The organism is Nitrospirillum iridis (genome assembly GCF_014205765.1).
Classification (GTDB): domain Bacteria; phylum Pseudomonadota; class Alphaproteobacteria; order Azospirillales; family Azospirillaceae; genus Nitrospirillum; species Nitrospirillum iridis.
Map to the genome: position 1 here is coordinate 114,745 of NZ_JACIIZ010000006.1, position 20,295 is coordinate 135,039.

General features: G+C 67.0%; 17 protein-coding genes. 11 read left to right on the forward strand and 6 right to left on the reverse strand.

Annotated elements, in window-relative coordinates:
* Nucleotides 1-3 precede the first annotated feature (3 nt).
* The 4 genes from FHS74_RS12190 to FHS74_RS12205 are packed head-to-tail and all read right to left on the reverse strand — an operon-like array spanning nt 4 to nt 5,996.
* The gene (locus FHS74_RS12190) at nt 4-2,088 is read right to left on the reverse strand and encodes a 3-hydroxyacyl-CoA dehydrogenase NAD-binding domain-containing protein (protein WP_184800767.1); all 2,085 of its coding nucleotides are present in this window, start codon (nt 2,086-2,088) and stop codon (nt 4-6) included.
* 27 nt (nt 2,089-2,115) lie between these two features.
* On the reverse strand, nt 2,116-3,294 hold the full coding sequence (gene bktB, locus FHS74_RS12195; protein ID WP_184800769.1) for a beta-ketothiolase BktB: 1,179 nt from the start codon (nt 3,292-3,294) through the stop codon (nt 2,116-2,118).
* 28 nt (nt 3,295-3,322) lie between these two features.
* Nucleotides 3,323-5,176 (reverse strand): acyl-CoA dehydrogenase, encoded by a 1,854-nt coding sequence (locus FHS74_RS12200; RefSeq protein WP_184800771.1) that lies wholly within the window; start codon nt 5,174-5,176, stop codon nt 3,323-3,325.
* A 16-nt stretch (nt 5,177-5,192) separates the two neighbouring features.
* Nucleotides 5,193-5,996, reverse strand: coding sequence for an SDR family oxidoreductase (locus FHS74_RS12205; protein ID WP_184800773.1), 804 nt, complete (start codon nt 5,994-5,996; stop codon nt 5,193-5,195).
* Nucleotides 5,997-6,301: 305 nt separating this feature from the next.
* Between FHS74_RS12205 and FHS74_RS12210 the strand changes: the two genes are divergently transcribed.
* The 8 genes from FHS74_RS12210 to FHS74_RS12245 all read left to right on the forward strand — a co-directional run bounded on the left by FHS74_RS12210 (nt 6,302) and on the right by FHS74_RS12245 (nt 14,562).
* Complete coding sequence (locus tag FHS74_RS12210) at nt 6,302-7,066, forward strand: FadR/GntR family transcriptional regulator (protein ID WP_184800775.1); 765 nt, start codon at nt 6,302-6,304, stop codon at nt 7,064-7,066.
* A gap of 652 nt (nt 7,067-7,718) precedes the next feature.
* Nucleotides 7,719-8,615, forward strand: a complete 897-nt coding sequence (cyoA, locus tag FHS74_RS12215; protein WP_184800777.1) for a ubiquinol oxidase subunit II — start codon at nt 7,719-7,721, stop codon at nt 8,613-8,615.
* A 3-nt stretch (nt 8,616-8,618) separates the two neighbouring features.
* On the forward strand, nt 8,619-10,598 hold the full coding sequence (gene cyoB / locus FHS74_RS12220; RefSeq protein ID WP_184800779.1) for a cytochrome o ubiquinol oxidase subunit I: 1,980 nt from the start codon (nt 8,619-8,621) through the stop codon (nt 10,596-10,598).
* 1 nt (nt 10,599) lies between these two features.
* Complete coding sequence (gene cyoC / locus FHS74_RS12225) at nt 10,600-11,235, forward strand: cytochrome o ubiquinol oxidase subunit III (protein ID WP_425491290.1); 636 nt, start codon at nt 10,600-10,602, stop codon at nt 11,233-11,235.
* Nucleotides 11,235-11,630 carry a cytochrome o ubiquinol oxidase subunit IV gene (gene cyoD / locus FHS74_RS12230; protein WP_184800780.1) on the forward strand — a complete coding sequence of 132 codons (396 nt, stop codon included), beginning with the start codon at nt 11,235-11,237 and terminating at the stop codon, nt 11,628-11,630. The genes cyoC and cyoD overlap by 1 nt, the downstream gene beginning before the upstream one ends.
* A 214-nt stretch (nt 11,631-11,844) precedes the next feature.
* Nucleotides 11,845-13,158: an ATP-binding protein gene (locus FHS74_RS12235; RefSeq protein WP_184800783.1), complete on the forward strand. Its 1,314-nt coding sequence runs from the start codon at nt 11,845-11,847 to the stop codon at nt 13,156-13,158.
* Nucleotides 13,145-13,714 carry a response regulator transcription factor gene (locus FHS74_RS12240; RefSeq protein WP_184800785.1) on the forward strand — a complete coding sequence of 190 codons (570 nt, stop codon included), beginning with the start codon at nt 13,145-13,147 and terminating at the stop codon, nt 13,712-13,714. The genes FHS74_RS12235 and FHS74_RS12240 overlap by 14 nt, the downstream gene beginning before the upstream one ends.
* 83 nt (nt 13,715-13,797) lie before the next feature.
* The gene (locus tag FHS74_RS12245; protein WP_211106254.1) at nt 13,798-14,562 is read left to right on the forward strand and encodes an SDR family NAD(P)-dependent oxidoreductase; all 765 of its coding nucleotides are present in this window, start codon (nt 13,798-13,800) and stop codon (nt 14,560-14,562) included.
* Here the strand turns inward: FHS74_RS12245 and FHS74_RS12250 are convergent.
* Nucleotides 14,552-15,478 (reverse strand): LysR family transcriptional regulator, encoded by a 927-nt coding sequence (locus FHS74_RS12250; protein WP_184800788.1) that lies wholly within the window; start codon nt 15,476-15,478, stop codon nt 14,552-14,554. The two genes, FHS74_RS12245 and FHS74_RS12250, sit on opposite strands and share 11 nt — an antisense overlap.
* Before the next feature lie 146 nt (nt 15,479-15,624).
* Between FHS74_RS12250 and FHS74_RS12255 the strand changes: the two genes are divergently transcribed.
* The 3 genes from FHS74_RS12255 to FHS74_RS12265 all read left to right on the forward strand — a co-directional run bounded on the left by FHS74_RS12255 (nt 15,625) and on the right by FHS74_RS12265 (nt 18,294).
* Complete coding sequence (locus FHS74_RS12255) at nt 15,625-16,323, forward strand: pirin family protein (RefSeq protein ID WP_184800790.1); 699 nt, start codon at nt 15,625-15,627, stop codon at nt 16,321-16,323.
* A 291-nt stretch (nt 16,324-16,614) separates the two neighbouring features.
* Nucleotides 16,615-17,076, forward strand: a complete 462-nt coding sequence (locus FHS74_RS12260; protein ID WP_184800792.1) for a Dps family protein — start codon at nt 16,615-16,617, stop codon at nt 17,074-17,076.
* A gap of 387 nt (nt 17,077-17,463) precedes the next feature.
* Nucleotides 17,464-18,294 carry an alpha/beta fold hydrolase gene (locus tag FHS74_RS12265; RefSeq protein ID WP_184800794.1) on the forward strand — a complete coding sequence of 277 codons (831 nt, stop codon included), beginning with the start codon at nt 17,464-17,466 and terminating at the stop codon, nt 18,292-18,294.
* Nucleotides 18,295-18,333: 39 nt separating this feature from the next.
* On the opposite strand, the gene FHS74_RS12270 is transcribed toward FHS74_RS12265, so the two are convergent.
* Nucleotides 18,334-19,560 (reverse strand): glycoside hydrolase family 55 protein, encoded by a 1,227-nt coding sequence (locus FHS74_RS12270; RefSeq protein ID WP_246463086.1) that lies wholly within the window; start codon nt 19,558-19,560, stop codon nt 18,334-18,336.
* Nucleotides 19,561-20,295: the final 735 nt, after the last annotated feature.

The window sequence follows — 20,295 nt, forward strand, 5'->3', positions numbered from 1 at the left end:
TGCTCAGGCGGTCAGCCGCCGCCCCGCGCTGGCTTTTTCCCACAGCAGCGGCGCCGGCCGCCAGAACTGGCCCTGATAGCCGCCGAGGAACCCTTCCATCAGGCGCAGCACGTTTTCCAGGCCCAGGCTGTCGGCATGGTACATCGGGCCGCCCTTGTGCGCCGGGAAGCCATAGCCGTTGAGGTAGACGACGTCGATGTCCGAGGCGCGCTGCGCGATGCCCTCGCCCAGCAGGGCCGCCCCCTCGTTGGCCAACGCCAACAGGCAGCGGGCCACGATCTCATCATCCCCGATGACCCGGGGGGGCAGGCCGATTTCCTTGGCGTGGGCCTGGGCCAGGGCGTCGATCTCGGGATCGGTCTCGCGCGCCCGGGTGGCGGGGTCGTACTGGTAATAGCCCTTGCCCGTCTTCTGACCGAAACGGCCCAGGGCGCAGACCTTGTCGGGAAAGGTGGAATAGGGACGATCGTCACCCGCCGCCGCGCGGCCGACGCGAATGGCGCGGCCGATGTCGTTGCCCGCCAAATCCATGGTGGCGAAGGGGCCCATGGCCATGCCCCAGCGCTCCAGCGCCCCATCCACCTGCCAAGGCAGCAGTCCTTCGTCCACCAGGAAATAGGCCTGACGCAGCAGCTCCTCGACCATGCGGTTGCCGATGAAGCCGTTGCAGACACCGGCCACCACGCCGACCTTGCCCAGCTTGCGGCTGAGCGTCATGGCCGTGGCCAGCACCGCCGGGGCGGTCTTGGCGCCGCGCACCACCTCCAGCAGGCGCATCACCGGCGCCGGGCTGAAGAAGTGCAGGCCCACCACGTTTTCCGGCCGACTGGTGATGTCGGCGATGGCATCGAGGTCCAGGGTGGAGGTGTTGCTGGCCAGGATGGTGTCCGGCCCGCAGACCTTGTCCAGGGTGCGGAAGATGTCCTGCTTGACGCCCATGTCCTCGAACGCCGCCTCGATCACCAGGTCCACGGCGGCGCAGGCGGCGAGGTCCGTGGCGGTGTGCAGGCGGCCCAGGCGGCGGTCGCGCTCCGCTTCGTCCATGCGGCCCTTGGCCACGGCGGACTCATAGCTTTTGGTGATACCGGCGAGACCCTTCCTCACCGACGCCTCGTCCCGGTCCAGCAGGATGACCTCCAGCCCGGCGTTGGCGGCCACGGTGGCGATGCCGCTGCCCATCGTGCCGGCACCGATGACGGCCACCCGCTCAATGGCGCGCGGCCGCGCGTCGGCGGCCAGTCCATCGATGCGGGCGGCGCGGCGCTCGGCGAAGAAGGCGTACTGCAACGCCTTGGATTCCGGCGTCACCACCAGTTCGCGGAACAGGTTGAATTCCTTCTGCAGACCTTGGTTGAAGGGCAGTTCCACCGCCGCCCGCACCGCCTCGATACAGGCCAGCGGCGCCGGCAGGGGCCGCTTCAGCCCGTTCATCCGCTGCTGGAACCAGTCGGCGCCGGCGTCCGCCGGCATTTCCGCCCGTTGCAGGGACAGGCGCGGCTTGGCGCCGTCGCGGGCCGCCTGCCGCGCCACGGCGACGGCATCCTCGATCAGGTCGCCGGTCGACAGCGTGGCGAGACCCAGCTTGGCGGCCTTGGCGGCATTCACCGGGGTGCCGGACAGGATCATGTCCAGGGCCGCGTTCACGCCGATGGCGCGGGGCAGGCGCTGGGTGCCGCCGGCGCCGGGCAGGATGCCCAGCTTCACTTCCGGCAGGCCCAGGCTGGCATTCGGTGCCACCACGCGGTGATGACAGCCCAGCGCCACTTCCAACCCGCCGCCCAGGCAGGTGCCGGCGATGGCGGCCACCACGGGCTTGGCCGCCTGGTCCAGGTCGATGATCACATCCGGCAGGGTGGGCACGGCCGTCGCCCCGCCCCGGACGCCCGACGCGAACTCCTCGATATCCGCCCCGGCGGAGAAGTGCCGCGTGCCGCCGGTCAACACCACCGCCTGCACCGCCGGATTGGTCATGACCATGGCCAACGCCGCCCGCAGGTCGCGGCGCAACGTCAGATCCAAGCTGTTGACCGGCGGGCGGTCCAGGGTCAGGACGGCGACACCGTCCCGCAAGTCGACGTGCACCGGCATGGGGCGAACACTCCTCTCCAGGGAACTTCAGACCGATTCGACAAGGGCGGCAATGCCCTGCCCACCACCAATGCACATGGTGACCAGGGCGCGACCGCCGCCGACACGGCGCAGCTCATAGACCGCCTTCACCAGGTTGATGGCGCCGGTGGCCCCCACCGGGTGACCCAGGGAGATGCCGCTGCCGTTAGGGTTCACCCGATCGGGCTCGAAGTCCAGCTCCCGCGCCACGGCGCAGGCCTGGGCGGCGAACGCCTCGTTGGATTCGATCAGGGTCAGATCCTGGACCGACAGACCGGCGCGGGCCAGCAGCGTGCGCGTGGCCGGCACGGGACCGATGCCCATGTAGGCGGGGTCCACCCCGGCGTGGGCATAGCCCACCAGCCGGGCCAGGGGCGTCAGGCCCAGGCGCTTCACCGCCTCGCCCGAGGCCAGGACCAGGGCCGCGGCACCGTCGTTGATGCCGGACGCGTTACCGGCGGTGACGCTGCCGTCCTTCTGGAAGACGGTGCGCAACTTGGCCAGGTCGCCGGCCGTCAGGTCGGGGCGCACATGCTCGTCGGTGGCGAAGGCGACCGTCTGGCGCTTCACCGTCACCTCAATGGGCAGGATCTGCTCGGTGAAGCGGCCCTCGGCTTGGGCGCGGGCCGCCCGGCGGTGGCTTTCCAGGGCCAAGGCGTCCTGGTCCTCGCGGCTGATGCCGTAGCGCCGGGCCACGTTCTCCGCCGTCACGCCCATCAGGTTGCGGTCGAAGGGGTCGGACAGGGTGCCGTTCAGCGTGTCGACCATGCGGGCATCGCCCATCTTGCTGCCCCAGCGGGCGTCGGGCAGCAGGTAGGGCGCGCGGCTCATGTTTTCCGCGCCCCCGGCCACCGCGACGTCGCAGTCGCCCAGCAGCACCGCCTGCGCCGCCGACACCACCGCCTGCAGGCCCGACCCGCACAGGCGGTTCACGGTCAAGGCCGGTACCGCCACCGGCAACCCGGCATTGATGCCCGCCACGCGGGCGAGGTAGGCGTCGCGCGGTTCGGTCGGAATGACCTGGCCGAAAACGACATGGCCCACCGCCTCATTGGCCACGCCGGCGCGGTCCAGGGCGGCGCGGGTCACCTTGGCCGCCAGCTCACCCGGCGCCACGTCTTTCAACGCGCCACCGAAATCGCCGATGGCCGTCCGCACGCCGGCGACAATGTACACCTCGGTCATGATCTCGCTCCCTTGGGGATGCCCGCCGTCAGAAGCCGGCGGGGTCGAAGGTCTGGGTCAGGTCGCTGCGCCGGCCGACGATGCCCAGCCAGACATCGACGCGCGGCACCTCGGTCTCGAAGAAGAAACGGCACGCGGCCAGCTTGCCGGCGCGGAAGGCGGCCTCCTCGGCGTCGCCGCCATCGGGGAGGCCGCCGTCGGGGAGACTGGACGCCACCACCGCCTGGTCCAGCCACAGCCAGGCCATCACGGCATGGCCGAAGGCGGACAGGAAAGGTGTGGCCTGCGCCAGGCTGGCGGCATCATCGCCGGCGGCCTTCAGATGGGCGACCAGGGCGCCGATACGGGCCCAGGTGACGTCCAGCACATGCGCGAAATCGGCCAGCGCCGGCAGGTCCCGCGCCCTGTCCAGCGTGGCGTTGATCCGATGGCGCAGGATGGCCAGCGAAGCGCCATCGTCGCGCAAGGTCTTGCGCCCCATCAGATCCAGGCCCTGGATGCCGGTGGTGCCCTCATGGATGGGGTTCAGGCGGTTGTCGCGGTAGAGCTGCTCCACATCGAAATCGCGGGTATAGCCGTAGCCGCCGTGCACCTGGATGGCCAGATCGTTGGCGGCCAGGCCCCATTCCGACGGCCAGGTCTTGGCGATGGGGGTCAGCAGGCCTAGCAGGCTGGCGGCCTCCCCCCGCCCTTCCACAGGCCCGTGCAGTTCCTCATCCACCAGGCGGGCGCAGTACAGCACCAGGGCCAGCGCCCCCTCGGCATAGGCTTTCTGCGCCAGCAGCAGGCGGCGGACATCCGGATGGTCGATAATGGCGACAGGCGCCCCGCCTCTCGCCGCCAGCGGCCTGCCCTGCCTGCGGTCACGGGCATAGTCCACCGCCAGGCGGTAGCCGCGATAGCCCAGCATGGCGGCACCCAGGCCGACCGACAGGCGGGCCTCGTTCATCATCAGGAACATGATGGGCAGGCCCTGCCCCACCCCGCCCACGCGGTAGCCCACGGCCCCGGCCTCACCACCCGGGCGGTGGCGGGCGCCCTCACCGAAATTCAGCAGGCAGTTGGCGGTGCCGCGATAGCCCATCTTGTGGTTCAGGCCGGCCACGACGACATCGTTGCGCTGGCCGGCGTATTCAGAGCCCTCGACCAGCACCTTGGGCACGACGAACAGGCTGATGCCCTGGGTGCCGGCCACCAGCTTGCCATCCGGCCCCGGCACCTTGGCCAGCACCAGGTGGATGATGTTGGCGCTGGCGTCCTGGTCCCCGCCGGAAATCCACATCTTGTTGCCGAACAGGCGGTAGCGCGCGCCCAGATCATCGCTGCCGTCCGGCACGGCGCGGGTGGCGATGTCGGCCAGCGATGAGCCCGCCTGGGGTTCCGACAGGCACATGGTGCCGAAATAGCGCCCCTCGATCTCCGGCAGGGCGCAGGCCTTGACCAGCGCCTCATTGGCGTAGCGCACCAGCAGCTTGGCGTTGCCGGCGGTCAACATGGGATAGGCCGAGGTCGCCACATTGGCGGCCATGAACTGCGCCATGGCGGCGCTGTAGACCAGCTGCGGCAGTTGCAGGCCGCCAAACTCCGCATCGAAGGGGGCGGCGAACATGCCGATCTCAGCGAAAGCCGCCAGCGCCTGATGGATGGCGGGCAGGATGCGCACCTGCCCCTCCACCAGATGCGGTTCGTGCTGATATTGGTCGGCCGCCTTGTAGTGGGTCAGGAAGGTGTCCGCCGCCACCCGGCCGGCGATGTCCAGCATGGCGTCCACGGTCTCGCGGCTGTGCTCCTGGAAATGCGGGTAGGCCAGCAGGCTGTCCAGCTTCAGCCAATCGTGCAGCAGGAAACCGAGATCGCGGGGGCGCACCGGGGGCGTGGTCATGACGGCGTTCCCCCGGTCAGATGACGCTGACGCCGCCATCCACCGCCAGGATCTGGCCGGTGATGTGGCCGCCGGCACTGGACGCCAACAGCAGGGCGGCGCCCTTCAGGTCCTGGTCATTGCCCAGCTTGCCCAGCGGCGTGCCGTCCACCAGGTCGGCCTCATGCTTGGCCAAGGTGCCCCGTGTCATCTTGGAGGGGAAGAAGCCCGGCGCCAAGGCGTTGACGGTGATGCCCAGCGGCCCCCACTCGGCCGCCAGCACCCGGGTCATGTTGACCAGCGCGCCCTTGGTCGTGCCATAGGCGACGGTGCCCATCATGCGGGGATGGTGGCCCTGCAGGCCGGCGATGGAGGCGACGTTGACGATGCGCCCCCGCTTCAGCGGCAGCATGGCCGCCCGGGCCACCGCCTGGGTCAGGAAGAAGACGGCGTTCAGGTTCAGATCCACCACCTTGGCCCACTGTTCCGGCGTGTGGTCCTGGGCCGGCGCCCCCCAGGTGGTGCCGGCATTGTTGACCAGCACGTCGATGCGGCCATGGTCGGCCATCACCTTGTCCACCAGCGGGGCCATCGCCTCCTGCCGGCTGAGGTCGGCGGGAATGGCGCTGGCGGGGATGCCTTGGGCCGCCAGATGGGCCACCGCGGCCTCCAGCTCCTCCGCCTTGCGCGCCACCAGCACGGGGTGCGCGCCGAACTCGCCCAGCGCCTCCGCGATCTGCAGGCCCAGGCCGCGGGACCCGCCGGTGATCAGGGCCACCTGGCCGGTGAGATCGAACAGGCGGTGCAGGGCGTCGGTCCTGGTTCCGGCGGACGGGGACATGATGGCGTTTCCTCCTGTCGGGATCGGGTGTCCCGGATGCGTTGCCGGGGCCGATATTCATCTGGCGGCCCTTCTGGTGAAGGTTGCCGCGCGGCGGCACTGTATGCCATTGTTCGTTTGTTGGACAATTGAAATATCGTCCTGAAAACCAAGATCAATCCGGCTGGCGTTCCGCCCGGGGGTGGCTTGTGTTAGAGGAGCGGCACGTGGTGGCGGCCGCAGTGAACTGCCGCCCGGGTTTATGAGATCGGTACCGGGGAAGTGTCAGGCTGATCCGGCGGCGCGGGCAAAGGGGCATTAGGCGCATGGCGTTCGCACGGTTGGCCATCCTGCCCACCTACAAGGTGGTCAGTGACACCATAGAGCGGGAGATCCTGGCCGGCCGGCTGACCGCCGGTGACATCCTGCCGACTGAAACCGAACTGGCCGACCAGTTCGGCGTCACACGCCATACCGTGCGTGAGGGCATCCGTATCCTGGAGCAAAGCGGCCTGGTGCGGCGGGAGGCTGGCCGCCGGCTCTACGTGGCAGAGCCGCACTACGGCGATTTGGCCCCCCGCCTGTCCCGCGCCATGGTGATGCAGCGCGTCACCTTCCGCGAGCTGTGGGAGGTGTCGATGGACCTGGAGCCCAGCGCCGCCGCCCATGCCGCCGTGCGCATCGACGCCGACCGCCTGGCCCAGTTGCGGGCCAACGTCATGGCGACGGAGCAAGCGCTGGCGGCCGGCGCCTCCATCATCCCCCTGGACGTGGCCTTCCACATACTGGTGGCGGAGGCGGCGGGCAACCGTGCCCTGCTGCTGGCGCGCGAGCCGGTGACCCAGCTGTTCTACCCGGCGCTGGAACGGCTGTTCACCCACCCCAAGACCGCCAGTGTCGGCCCCCGCCGCCTGATCGAGGCGCACCGCCGCATCGTCGACGCCCTGGCGGACGGCGACGCCACCCTGGCCCGGGAATGGATGCGCAAGCACATGGTGGATTTTCGCCGCGGCTATGACACCGCCGGCCTGGACCTGGATGACGCCCTGGAAGCGACGGCGGCGCCGCCCGCCGCCCCGGCCCGCCGCTGAGGCCACCACCATCGGGCGAGAGGGCGCAACCGTTCGCGCACGCAGCAATTGCGGCCACAACCGTGGTTCCGGCGCTTAACGGTTCCCTAACCATAAACCGTTGGTGGTGCTTACTGATTCCGAATCAGATGGTTCCTGGCGGTGAAATCCGCGCCCTGTCGCCCCCTTGACCATGAATGGCGGTTGAACCCTGGGCGCGGCAGATCTACGCCCCATGCATGCCATAGGGAACCAAACCACTGGACGGGGCGACAATTCGCCGACAATAGCAAAAATATTTCTTCAATATCAGTTTATTAGGTGAGTTGACCACGAGGGGCGCCGCCCGTGGGCGCACCCGGCACGGCCCCGCCCTTGGACCAATTGTCCAATCCCCCCTACACAATGAACTCGATAAATGACGCGGCGAAGGTCTAGTTCTTTTGCAGTGCGAAACCTCACGCGACACGGGCGGGCTGGTTCAGCGGGGATATGGGCCGACTGGGTTCAGTCCACGCGGCGGTAGCCACAACCCAAGCGCGCCGTCGGCTAGCCGCCCAAAAATTAGAATTCATGCGTTGACGATCACTCACGGCCTTACGTGGACAGAATGACTGCGACCCTTAGACTTTTGCGGCGCCTTCGCGGCCGCACAAAATCCCTGGCGGCACTCATGGCCGCAGCCCCCTTGCTCAGCGGCTGCGACATGGCCCTGCTGGACCCGGCGGGCCCCATCGGTGCCGAGGAAAAGTCGATCATCATCCTGGCCACGTGCCTGATGCTCATCGTCGTGATCCCCGTCATCGCCATGGTCCTGCTGTTCGCCTGGCGCTACCGCGCCTCGAACAAGGCGGCGACCTTCAAGCCGGACTGGGACCACTCCTCCAAGATCGAAGTGGCGGTGTGGGGCGTGCCCTGCATCATCATCGCCGTCCTGGCCTATGTCACCTGGGTTTCCTCGCACACGCTGGAACCCAGCCGTGAACTGGTGACCGAGAAGAAGGCCATTGAGGTCGAGGTCGTCTCGATGGACTGGAAGTGGCTGTTCATCTATCCCGAGCTGCAGATCGCCTCGGTGAATGAGCTGGCCTTCCCGGCCGACACGCCCGTCCACTTCAAGCTGACCTCCGCCACGGTGATGAACTCCTTCTTCATCCCCCGCCTGGGCAGCCAGATCTACACCATGCCCGGCATGGAAACGAAGCTGAGCCTGCTGGCCAGCGCCGTTGGCGACTATGACGGCCTGTCCGCCAACTACAGCGGCGGCGGCTTCTCCGACATGCATTTCGTGGCGCACGCCCTCAGCGACGCCGACTTCGCCCAGTGGGTGGAGAAGGTGCGCGCCGGCGAGGGCAAGCTGACGATGGCCAAGTACCGCGAGCTGGCCAAGCCCAGCGAGAAGGATCCGGTCACCACCTACGCCGAGGTCGAGCCCACGCTCTACCACGACATTCTCAACAAGTGCTCGGACGGTTCCACCTGCATGGACGCGGCGGTCAGCCTGGCGATGGCCAAGGAAGTGGCTGGCGGCGACCTTCAGCTGTGCAATCCCGCCAAGCCGAGGGGTTAATCCATGTTTGGCAAACTGACTCTTGAGGCCATTCCTTACCACGAGCCCATCATCATGGCGGCCGTGGCGATGATGGTCCTGGGTGGCGCCGCCCTGGTGGCGGGCATCACCTTCTTCCGCCTGTGGGGCCCGCTGTGGTCCAAGTGGCTGACCTCGGTCGACCACAAGAACATCGGCATCATGTACATCATCCTGGCCCTGGTCATGCTGCTGCGCGGCTTCGCCGACGCCGTGATGATGCGCACCCAGCAGGCGATGGCCTCCACCGGCGCCGCCGGTCCCCTGCCGCCCGAGCATTTCGACCAGGTGTTCACCGCCCATGGCGTCATCATGATCTTCTTCATGGCGATGCCCTTCATGGTCGGCCTGATGAACGTGGTCGTGCCGCTGCAGATCGGCGCCCGCGACGTGGCCTTCCCCTACCTGAACAACCTCAGCTTCTGGCTGACGGCCGCTGGCGCGCTGCTGATCAACATCTCGCTGGCGGTGGGTGAGTTCGCCCGCACCGGCTGGCTGGCCTACCCGCCCCTGTCGGAGCTGCAGTACAGCCCCGGCGTCGGCGTGGATTACTACCTGTGGGCCTTGCAGATCTCAGGCATCGGCACCTTGCTGGCCGGCGTGAACATGATCACGACCATCCTGAAGATGCGGGCGCCGGGCATGACCATGATGCGCATGCCGATTTTCACCTGGACCACGCTCTGCTCCAACATGCTGATCGTGGCGGCCTTCCCCATCCTGACGGCCACGCTGGCGATGCTGTCGCTGGACCGTTACCTGGGCATGCACTTCTTCACCAACGACGGTGGCGGCAACGCCATGATGTACGTGAACCTCATCTGGGCCTGGGGCCATCCTGAGGTGTACATCCTGGTCCTGCCGGCCTTCGGCATCTTCTCCGAAGTCATCTCCACCTTCTCGTCCAAGAAGCTGTTCGGCTACACCTCGATGGTCTACGCCACGGTCTGCATCACCGTGCTGTCGTTCATCGTCTGGCTGCACCACTTCTTCACCATGGGTGCGGGCGCCAACGTGAATGCCTTCTTCGGCATTTCCACGATGATCATCTCCATCCCCACCGGCGCCAAGATCTTCAACTGGCTGTTCACCATGTACCGCGGCCGGGTGCAGTTCACCGTGCCGGTGCTGTGGACCCTGGGCTTCATGGTCACCTTCACCATCGGCGGCATGACCGGCGTGCTGATGGCGGTGCCGGCGGCCGACTTCGTCCTGCACAACAGCCTGTTCCTGATCGCCCACTTCCACAACGTCATCATCGGCGGTGTGCTGTTCGGCTACCTGGCCGGTTTCACCTACTGGTTCCCCAAGGCCTTCGGCTTCAAGCTGAACGAGACCCTGGGCAAGGTGTCGTTCTGGTGCTGGCTGGTCGGCTTCTACCTGGCCTTCATGCCCCTGTACGCCCTGGGCCTGATGGGCATGACCCGTCGCATGAACCATGTCGACAACGTCGTCTGGCACAACTACCTGCTGGTGGCGGCGCTGGGTGCGGCCATCATCGCCTGCGGCATCGGCGCCTTCGTCCTGCAGATCCTGGTGAGCGTGCTGAACCGCAAGTCGCTGCGCGACCTGACCGGCGATCCGTGGAATGGCCGTACCCTGGAATGGGCCACCTCCTCCCCGCCGGCCTTCTACAACTTCCCGGAGACGCCGGTGGTCACCGCCCGCGACGCCTTCTGGGAGCAGAAGCAGTCCACGGGTGCAGGCCTGCAGCCGCTGGCCGCCTACCGCAAGATCCACATGCCCCACAACACGGGCACCGGCGTCATCGTCGGCGGGTTCGTGGCGCTGCTGGGCTTCGCGTTGATCTGGCACATCTGGTGGCTGGTCGTGGCGACCTTCGCCGGTGCCGCCGCCGTCGCCATCGGTCACTCGTTCAACGAGAACCGGGACTACTACGTCCCCTCCACCCAGGTGGCGGAGACCGAGGGCAAGTACTTCAACCAACTGACGTCGCAGGTCTGAGATGACGGGCAACACCCAAATGCTGGCCGGTGACGCGGCCCTCCTCCATGACGTGGAGGCTCATGACGAGCACCACGACGACGGTTCCAAAACCACGCTGGGGTTTTGGATCTACCTGATGAGCGACTGCATCCTGTTCGCCGCCGTGTTCGCGAGCTTCGCGGTGCTGCGCGGACAGACGGCCGGCGGGCCGGACGCCAAGGAGCTGTTCAGCCTGCCCTACGTGGCCGGCGAAACCGCCTGCCTGCTGCTGTCCAGCTTCACCTACGGCATGGCCATGATCGCGGCCGAGCGGCAGCAGCGGTCGGCCACCCTGCGCTGGCTGGGCGTGACCCTGGCGCTGGGCCTGGGCTTCATGTTCATGGAGCTGCATGAGTTCGCCGAACTGATCGCCGAGGGGGCGGGCCCCGACCGCTCAGCCTTCCTGTCGTCGTTCTTCACCCTGGTCGGCACCCACGGCCTGCACGTCCTGTCCGGCATGGTCTGGATGGTGGTGCTGATGGCCCACGTGCTGCGCCGCGGCCTGACCCAGGCCAACATCGTCCGCCTGACCTGCCTCAGCCTGTTCTGGCACTTCCTGGACATCGTCTGGATCGGCGTGTTCACCATCGTCTACCTGACCGGAGTGGCCGCGTGATGGCTACCGCACATACCTCCGCGCACGGCCATGATCATGGCCATGACCATTCCTCCCACGGCCACGGCCACGGTGAAGGCGCCCACGGCAGCGTGAAGTCCTACATCGTCGGCTTCATCCTGTCGGTCATCCTGACCGCCATTCCCTTCGCCCTGGTCATGTCGGGCACGGTCCCGGCGGCCACGGCGGTGCCGGTCTGCTTCGGCCTGGGCATCGTCCAGATCGTCGTGCACCTGGTGTACTTCCTGCACATGAACAGCTCCTCCGCCCGGTCCTGGAACATGGCGGCCTTCCTGTTCACGCTGCTGATCGTCGCCATCCTGGTGGTCGGTTCCTGGTGGGTCATGGCCCACCTGAACGCCAACATGATGCCCGGCGCCATGCCCATGGAGTAAGGCGTGTTCCCCGGGGGTGGGCGGGTCACCACCCTCCCCTCCCCCGGGCCGCTTCCCTGAAAATCATGCCGCCGACGACCTTCAGGGCGATCACGAGACCATCCCGACCGGCCCGGCGGGATGGCCCCGTGATCGCCTTCGTCATTGCCGGCCCCCCGATGAACCGCTAGTCCTACCGAAAAGACATCCGTCACCGGGGAGGACTAGGGACAGGATGGAAGAGATTTCGATCCAGGACACGACCAACAAGAACAACCTGCTGCTGCTTGTCACCCTGCGTTGGCTGGCGGTCGGCGGCCAAGTGGTCACCATCGCCGCGGCCCAGGCCTGGTTCGATATCGAGCTGCCGCTCATCCCCATGGCCGGCGTGTTGCTGTTCCTGGTGCTGCTGAACCTGGTCAGCCTGATCCGCAGCCGCAGCAGCCCCCACATCACCAGTACCGAACTGTTCCTGGGCCTGCTGTTGGACGTGGCCGCGCTGACCATGCAGCTGTATCTCAGCGGTGGCGCCACCAACCCCTTCATCTCGCTGTTCCTGCTGCAGGTCATCCTCGGCGCGGTGCTGCTGCAATCCCCCCTGACCTGGACCCTGGTGGCGGTGACCAGCGCCTGCTTCGTCGGGCTGACCGCCTTCCATCATGACATCGCCCTGTTCTCGCAGGGGCTGGCGTCGGCCGGCGGGGCCTGGCCCCGGGTGTTCGACCTGTACCTGGCGGGCACCTTCATCTGCTTCCTGCTGGCCTCGGTGCTGGCCGTCAGTTTCGTCACCCGCATCAACACCAACCTGCGCCGGCGTGACGCCCGCCTGTCGGACCTGCGCCAGAAGTCGGCGGAGGAAGACCACATCGTGCGCATGGGCCTGCTGGCCTCGGGCGCCGCGCACGAACTGGGCACCCCCTTGGCCACCCTGTCGGTCATCCTGAATGACTGGCAGCACATGCCGGCCAACCAGCCGCAGGCGGAGTTCCTGGACGAGGTGGCGGAGATGCAGGCGGCCGTGGGCCGCTGCAAGGAGATCGTGTCCCGCATCCTGCTGACGGCGGGCGAGGCGCGGGGCGAAGGGGCGAAGCGCACCACCCTGGTGCGCTTCCTGGACGACGTGGTGGACGACTGGCGCCGGGCGCACCCCGACCGCACCATAGACTACGCCAACCACATCATGGACGACGTCGCCATCGCGTCGGACACCGCCATCAAGCAAAGCCTGTTCAACGTCTTCGACAACGCGTTGGAGGCGTCGCCCCAGTGGGTCGGCATCGATGTCGCCTGTCACGATGGTCTGTTGACCGTTACGGTGCAGGATAGGGGACCGGGCTTCGCCCCCGACATCCTGACGCGTTTCGGCAAACCCTACCAGTCCACCAAGAACAGGCCCGGTAGCGGCCTGGGCCTCTTCCTTACCGTCAACGTGGCGCGCAAACTGGGGGGAAGGGTGACGGCCGGCAACAACCCGGCCGGCGGCGCCACCGTTGAATTGCGCCTGCCCATCGAGTCTCTGGTGATCGAGGATACCGATGATGGACGATAGCCCCACCCTGGACGGCGGTGTTGACGACGACGCCCCCCTCCTGCTGATCGTGGAGGACGACCCCTCCTTCGGCCGGGCGCTGAAACGCTCCTTCGAGCGGCGCGGCTACCATGTGATGACCTGCGACCGGGCCGAGGCCCTGCCCGGCCTGCTGGCCGACGCCACGCCCGATTTCGCCGTGGTGGATTTGAAGCTGGCCGGCGCCTCCGGCCTGGAATGCGTGAAGACCCTGCACGCCCACGATCCGGAAATGAAGATCGTGGTGCTGACCGGCTTCGCCAGCATCGCCACGGCGGTGGAGGCCATCAAGCTGGGCGCCTGCCACTACCTGGCCAAGCCGTCGAACACCGACGACATCGAGGCCGCCTTCGACCGGGCCGAGGGCGACAGCGGCGTCAGCCTCAGCAGCCGCGCCACCTCCATCAAGACGCTGGAGTGGGAACGCATCCACGAGACCCTGGCCGACACCGACTTCAACGTGTCGGAAGCGGCCCGCCGCCTGGGCATGCATCGCCGCACACTGGCGCGCAAGCTGGCGAAGCAGCGGGTGAGCTGATTTTTGGTTGACGCCACAACTTCCTCCGGTGGGAAATGGGGGCCGCCTTGAAAGCGGCTCACAACAACATCGGGAGATGCCCCTTGGACCTGTTCAGCCTGGGCGGCAAGCGCGCCCTCATCACCGGCTCCACCCGTGGCCTGGGGCAGGCCATCGCGCGGGAAATGGCCCGCGCCGGCGCCAGCGTCCTCATTTCCAGCGAGGTGCCGGACGATTGCCGACGGGTGGCGGCGGAGTTCCGGGCGCAGGGGCTGGACGCCCATCCCCTTCCCTGCGACGTGGCCGACGACGATGCTCTGGACGCCCTGGCCACGGCGGCCGAGGCGTTGCCGGGCGGCGTCGACATCCTGGTCTGCAACGCCGGCCTGAACCTGCACAACGGCCCCAGCGCCACCACGCCGGATGACGCCTATGAGCGCGTCATGGCCATCAACCTGCGCAGCGCCTTCCGCCTGTGCAACCGCATCGTCCCCGCCATGGCGGAGCGGGGCGACGGTGCGGTGATCCTGATGTCCAGCCTGTCCGGCCTGCGCGGCAACCGCGGCCTGGGGGTCTATTCCATGACCAAGGCGGCCCTGGCCCAGATGGCGCGCAATCTGGCGGTGGAGCACGGGCCCCGCAATGTGCGGGTCAACGCCATCAGCCCCGGGTTGATCGATACCGACCTGTCGGCGGTATTCAAGGCGGACCCCGCCCGCCTGGAAAAGCGCATGGCCCAGACGCCCCTGCGCCGCATGGGCACCCCGCAGGAAATCGCGGGCACGGCGGTCTATCTGGCCTCCGCCGCCGGCGCCTTTGTCACCGGGCACAACCTGGTGGTGGACGGCGGCACCCTCATCACAGATTGAAATCCTTCGTCCAGGGCGCGGAGCCCGCTGTGAAGCGGCGGGCGAGGAAGTCCAGCAGCACGGCCACGCGGGCGGCGCGGGGACCGCCCGCCGGCGTCACCAGGTTGATGGCCAGGGGCGGGGGCGCCCAGTCCGGCAGGGCGATGACCAGACGGCCATCGCGCACGGCCTCCCACGCCAGGAAATCCGGCTGCAAGGCGATGCCCAGGCCGGCCAGCAGCGCGTCCTGCAAAGCGTCGGCGTTGGTGGCGCTCAAGGGGCCCTTGACCCGCACCGCCTCCTCCGTCCCGTCCAGATGGGTGAAGCGCCACGTCTCCCCCGTCGCCAGATAGCTGTAGACCAGGCAGGCGTGGTCCTTGAGATCGCGCGGGCGGCCGGGCAGGCCGCGGCGGGCGAAATAGGCGGGCGCCCCCACCACCCAGCGCCGCACCGGGCACAGCCGCCGGGTGATCAGGCTGGAGTCCGCCAGTTCGGCGATGCGCAGCGCCACATCGACGCCGCCGGCGACCAGGTCCACCAGCCGGTCATCCAGTTGCAGATCCACGGTTACGTCCGGATAGGCCGCCAGGAAATCGGGCAGGGCCGGGGCCACGTGGCGCACGCCGAAGGACATGGGTGCCGCCAGCCGCACCCGCCCGTGTGGCTGGCTGGACTTGGCCTGGGCCTCCGCCTCCACCGCCTCGCCTTCCGCCAGGATTTGCGCGGCGCGCACCGCCAGCACGCGGCCCGTCTCGGTCAGGGAGAAACGGCGGGACGTGCGGTGGATCAACCGCTCGCCCAACCGCTCCTCCAGCCGCTTCACCGCCTTGGACACCGTGGCGTTGGACAGGCCGAAATCGCTGGCGGCGGCGGCGAAGGAGCCAGTTTCCGCCACCTTGGCGAAGATGGCCCAGGCCTCAAGGTCGGGGATGGGCATGGGATAAGGTCTCGGCTTCGATGTCAAAAATGGAAATGATGAAGTTCCATAGTTTCTATTTTCGCGCACGGCGTCCAGGGCCATCTTAAGTCCTGTCAGCGGCGCCCACCGGCACCGCACCGAAGATGAAAGCAAGGAGCTGTGTCATGATTGAACGTCGGCCGTTCGCCAAACTGGGTGGCGCCAACCATGGTTGGCTGAAGGCCAAGCATCATTTCTCGTTCGCCAGCTACTACGATCCCAGCCGCATGAACTGGGGTAGTCTGCGGGTCTGGAACGACGATGAGATCGCGGCCAAGTCCGGCTTTCCCCCGCACCCCCATGCGGACATGGAGATCATCACCTATGTCCGCGATGGTGCCATCACCCATCAGGACAGCGTGGGCAACCAGGGCCGCACCGAAGCTGGCGACGTGCAGGTGATGTCGGCCGGTTCCGGCATCCGCCATTCGGAATACAATCTGGAAGATGAGACCACCCGCATCTTCCAGATCTGGATCCAGCCGGAAACGCGGGGCGGCACGCCGTCCTGGGGCGCCAAGCCCTTCCCCAAGGCCGACCGCTCCGGCCGGTTCGTGACGCTGGCCAGCGGCTTCGCCGAAGATGAGGGCGCCCTGCCCATCCGCGCCAAGGCCCGGGTCATGGGGGCCACGGTGAAGGCGGGTGAACGGGTCAGCCTGACCCTGGACCCCAGCCGTCACGTCTACCTGGTCCCGGCCAAGGGCGTGGTGGAGATCGACGGCGTCCGCATCGAGGCCCGCGACGGCGCCGCCATCACCGACCAGAGTGTGCTGGAGGTGGTGGGCATTGAGGACGCCGAGGTGGTGCTGGTCGACGCCGCGTGACAACCGCGTGGCGTGACAACGGGGGAGAGGGCGCGCGCCCGCGAATGGCGCGCGTCCACCTCGCCGGCGACCCGCCGCTGTCGGCCTTATATCCCATGGCCGAGGAGCGTCCGCCCCTCTTGGAACGATGGCGCCGGGCCCTACATGCATGAGGCTGGCCGACCCGGTTAACCCGGGGCATATGCCGATGATAGCCGCGCAACCGTTCAAGACCGGGGCAACCCTTCAAGACGGGGCGGCGCCGGGCTGCTAGGCCCGGAGCATCCATTTCCCAAACGGAGAGTCCGACCGATGAGCACCAAGCCGAATTTCCAGGGGGTCCCCGGCGCGCTGACGCCGCTGCTGGCCGATATGTTCGCCCTGTACCTCAAGACCAAGAATTTCCACTGGCACATCTCCGGTCCCCATTTCCGGGAATACCATCTGCTGTTGGACGCCCAGGCGGCGGAGATTTTCGCCACCACCGACGCCATCGCCGAACGGGTGCGCAAGGTCGGCGGTACCACCCTGAAGTCCATCGGACAGATCAGCAAACTGCAGCGCATCAAGGACAACGACGCCGAGAAGGTGGGCGCCCTGGACATGCTGCGCGAACTGCACGAGGACAACGTCACCCTGGCCGGGATCCTGCGCGAGGCGCACGAGGTCTGCGACGAGGCGGGCGACGTGGCCTCGGCCAGCCTGCTGGAGAACTGGATCGACGAAGCGGAACAGCGCGCCTGGTTCCTGGCGGAGACCGTCAGCGCCGACTGAAGGCGCGCCGCCCGCCCCTTCCTTCGGTCGGGCAATTATTTCAGCGCACGATCCATCAAATCGCGTTCATCCCTGCAAGTCACCGCCCCCCGCCGCCCCTACCTTGGGTGTCGCGGGGGCCGGTAGCCGGTTCCGCACAGTCGAAGGAACGGCAGGGACATGACACTGGACAGCGAACACCCGTCACCCAATCCCACGAATGGCCACCAGGCGCCCAATGGTCCGCCCGGTGAAGGGTCGGCCGCGACGCGACGTGCCGTCTTGGTAGGCGGTGGCGCCCTCGCAGCCTTGACCGTCCTTCCGGTTGGCGCCGCCCCGGCGCTGGCGTCCCTGGCCGACTCCCCCTCCCCCACCCATGGCCCTATGGCCGGCAAAGGAACCCCCTCCATGAGCTTCATCACCACCAAGGACGGCGCCCAGATCTTCTACAAGGATTGGGGCCCCAAGACCGCCCAGCCTGTCGTCTTCCATCACGGCTGGCCGCTGACCGCCGATGACTGGGACAACCAGATGATGTTCTTCCTGGGTCAGGGCTATCGCGTCATCGCCCATGACCGGCGCGGGCACGGCCGCTCCAGCCAGACCGACACTGGCAACGAGATGGACACCTACGCCGCCGACGTCATCGCGCTGGCCGCCGCCCTGGATCTGAAAGGGGCCGTCCATATCGGCCATTCCACCGGCGGCGGCGAGGTGGCGCACTACGTCGCCCGGGCCGAGAAGGGTCGCGTGTCCAAGGCCGTGCTGGTCGGCGCTGTGCCGCCCGTCATGGTCAAGTCCGACAAGAACCCCGGCGGCCTGCCCATGGAGGTGTTCGACGGCTTCCGCGCCCAGTTGGTGGCGAACCGCGCCCAGTTCTACCGCGACATTCCGGCCGGCCCCTTCTACGGGTTCAACCGCCCAGGCGCCAAAGTCTCGGAAGGCGTGATCGACAATTGGTGGCGTCAGGGCATGATGGGCGGCATCAAGGCCCATTACGACTGCATCAAGGCCTTCTCGGAAACCGACTTCACGGAAGATCTGAAGAAGATCGACGTGCCGGTGTTGATCATGCACGGCGACGACGACCAGATCGTGCCCATCGCGGACTCAGCACTGCTGTCCGCCAAGCTGGTGAAGAACGGCACGCTGAAGGTTTACAAGGGCTTCCCCCACGGCATGGCCACCACCCACGCCGACACCATCAACGCCGACCTGCTGGCCTTCATCAAGGCCTGAGTACCGTGACAGGGGCGCGGCCGCCACGCCGCGCCCTTTTCAGCCCGACGTGATGGTGGCCTTGAGGCTAAGCGTTCCCTTGGGCGAGGTGCCGGAGCAATTCTCCGCCGCCCAGGTGCAGCTGGTACCGCTGACAAGGTCGAAGCCGCCGCCGGATTGCCGCATCAGCACGTGGCCGGCGGCATTGCCGTTCACCTGCGCCAGGCGCGACTTGCCGGTGGTCGCCATGGTGCCGCCGGACGACTGGTCGCAGTTGTCGAGCACGGACAAGGTGCTGAACCAGCCGCGTACCAGATAGGTGGCGCCGCCGCCCTCGTTATAGCCGGTGCAGTTGCGCATGCGGATTTGAACCAGCGCATAGACATGGGCCCCGTTGGCGTCCCCCGGCGCCAACGAGCGGCAGTTGTTCTCGAACCCGACCTGCTCGATCGCGGCGCCGCTGGAGGTGCCGTTGTTGTAGTAGAAGCCGTAGCTGCCGTTGTCGCGGCAGTAGCCGCCGAGGATGCGCACATCGGTCGTGCCGCCGTAGGTGGAATCGAAGTTGGTGGCCATCATCCCGCACTTCGTGTTTTGGGCGAAAAAGCAGCCGACGACGGTGATGGCGGAACAGATGCCGCCCTTGGACTGGGCGAAGACGGCACCGTTCTGCTTACAGTCCTGGAAGAAGCACCCCATCAACAGGCTTTCGAAGACGTTGCCTTCGAACAGCAGGCCATTCAGCCCCGCGCCCTCGACGCACAGCCCATCCAGCGTCACGTTGTAAAAGAAGTAGGAACTGCCGTAAGCGATGATGCGCAGTCCGTTACCGTCCTTGCCGGTACCCAGGATCTTCATGGCGCCCAGGATGCGGAAATAGCGGACGGTGTTCACCGCCTGCAAGCACATGATGTCCGCGCCGTTGGTGATGGACGACACCAGCGTGGCGCCCTGCGCCTGCAAGCCCCAGGGCTTGCCCGCATCCTGGGTGGACACGAAGGATATGGACTTGGCGATGGCGTAGGTGCCGGCCGGCACGATGACCATCAGTCCCTTGGTGGCGGCGGCGGCCAGGGCCTTGGAGAAGGCGGCGCTGTCGTCGGTGACGCCATCACCGACGGCGCCAAAATCATACACCGTGGGCGTGGCCTTGGTCGTGGAGGTCTGCGCCACCTGGACGTGCCCCTGGGACTTGTCCATGGCCAGGGCCGTGGCCGCGCGTGACGGACCGACGGAAGACAAACCGAAAGGCAGCGCGGCACCGGCCGCGATCAAATGTCGGCGATCCATCATATACCTCGCTGAAGATCATTGAGGGCGCCCGCCGTCACCCCTGACAAAGGGGTAAGGTCTTCAAGGGACGGAAGTTCCACCTTCGGTGCCCGAAGCTCCAGGAAGAAGCGAACCAGGCGCCCCTTCCGCGTGAGCCCGTATCAGAATTCACGTCTCTGGACAGTCCCGCAAGTCGAAAACAGCATTGCTCGAGTGGCATCCGACATAGGTCTGCGAACAAAAATAGTCGCCATCTATGTCAAATTCGTTCTGGATGCGAATTGATACAGGTTCCCGTCATAGAACTTGATACCTTGGACATATACCGCCAGCGCCATGTGACGAAACTGTGTTCGCCAAATGCTCAATGGCGAGTGCAGGCGATTACGAGGCATTGTTGTCCTGTTCTCGGACCTCACCGATCTGGCCTATATATCGCCTTTGTCTTAAATTGCATGTAACTTTAGGTTGCTCGATTTACGTTGAGAGCGCTGCTAAGTTCCAGGGCATCAGCATGGCCTTTAGGTAGGACAAGCGGACTGTTCCCGCGCCACGGTGATGCCATGATCCCGTGCGACGAAGGGGACGGACGATCTCTCAAATCAAAAAGATGGCGGCGGCCCCAGCCTACCGGGGACCGAGGCCGACGAAGGCAGGCTCCCCGGGAGGGACCACCCCAATGAAACGCGTGCCCTGCCCCCGGCCTATCCCCGGGACGCTTGGGCTGACGGAGGTCGTCCCTTATGGAGGTTT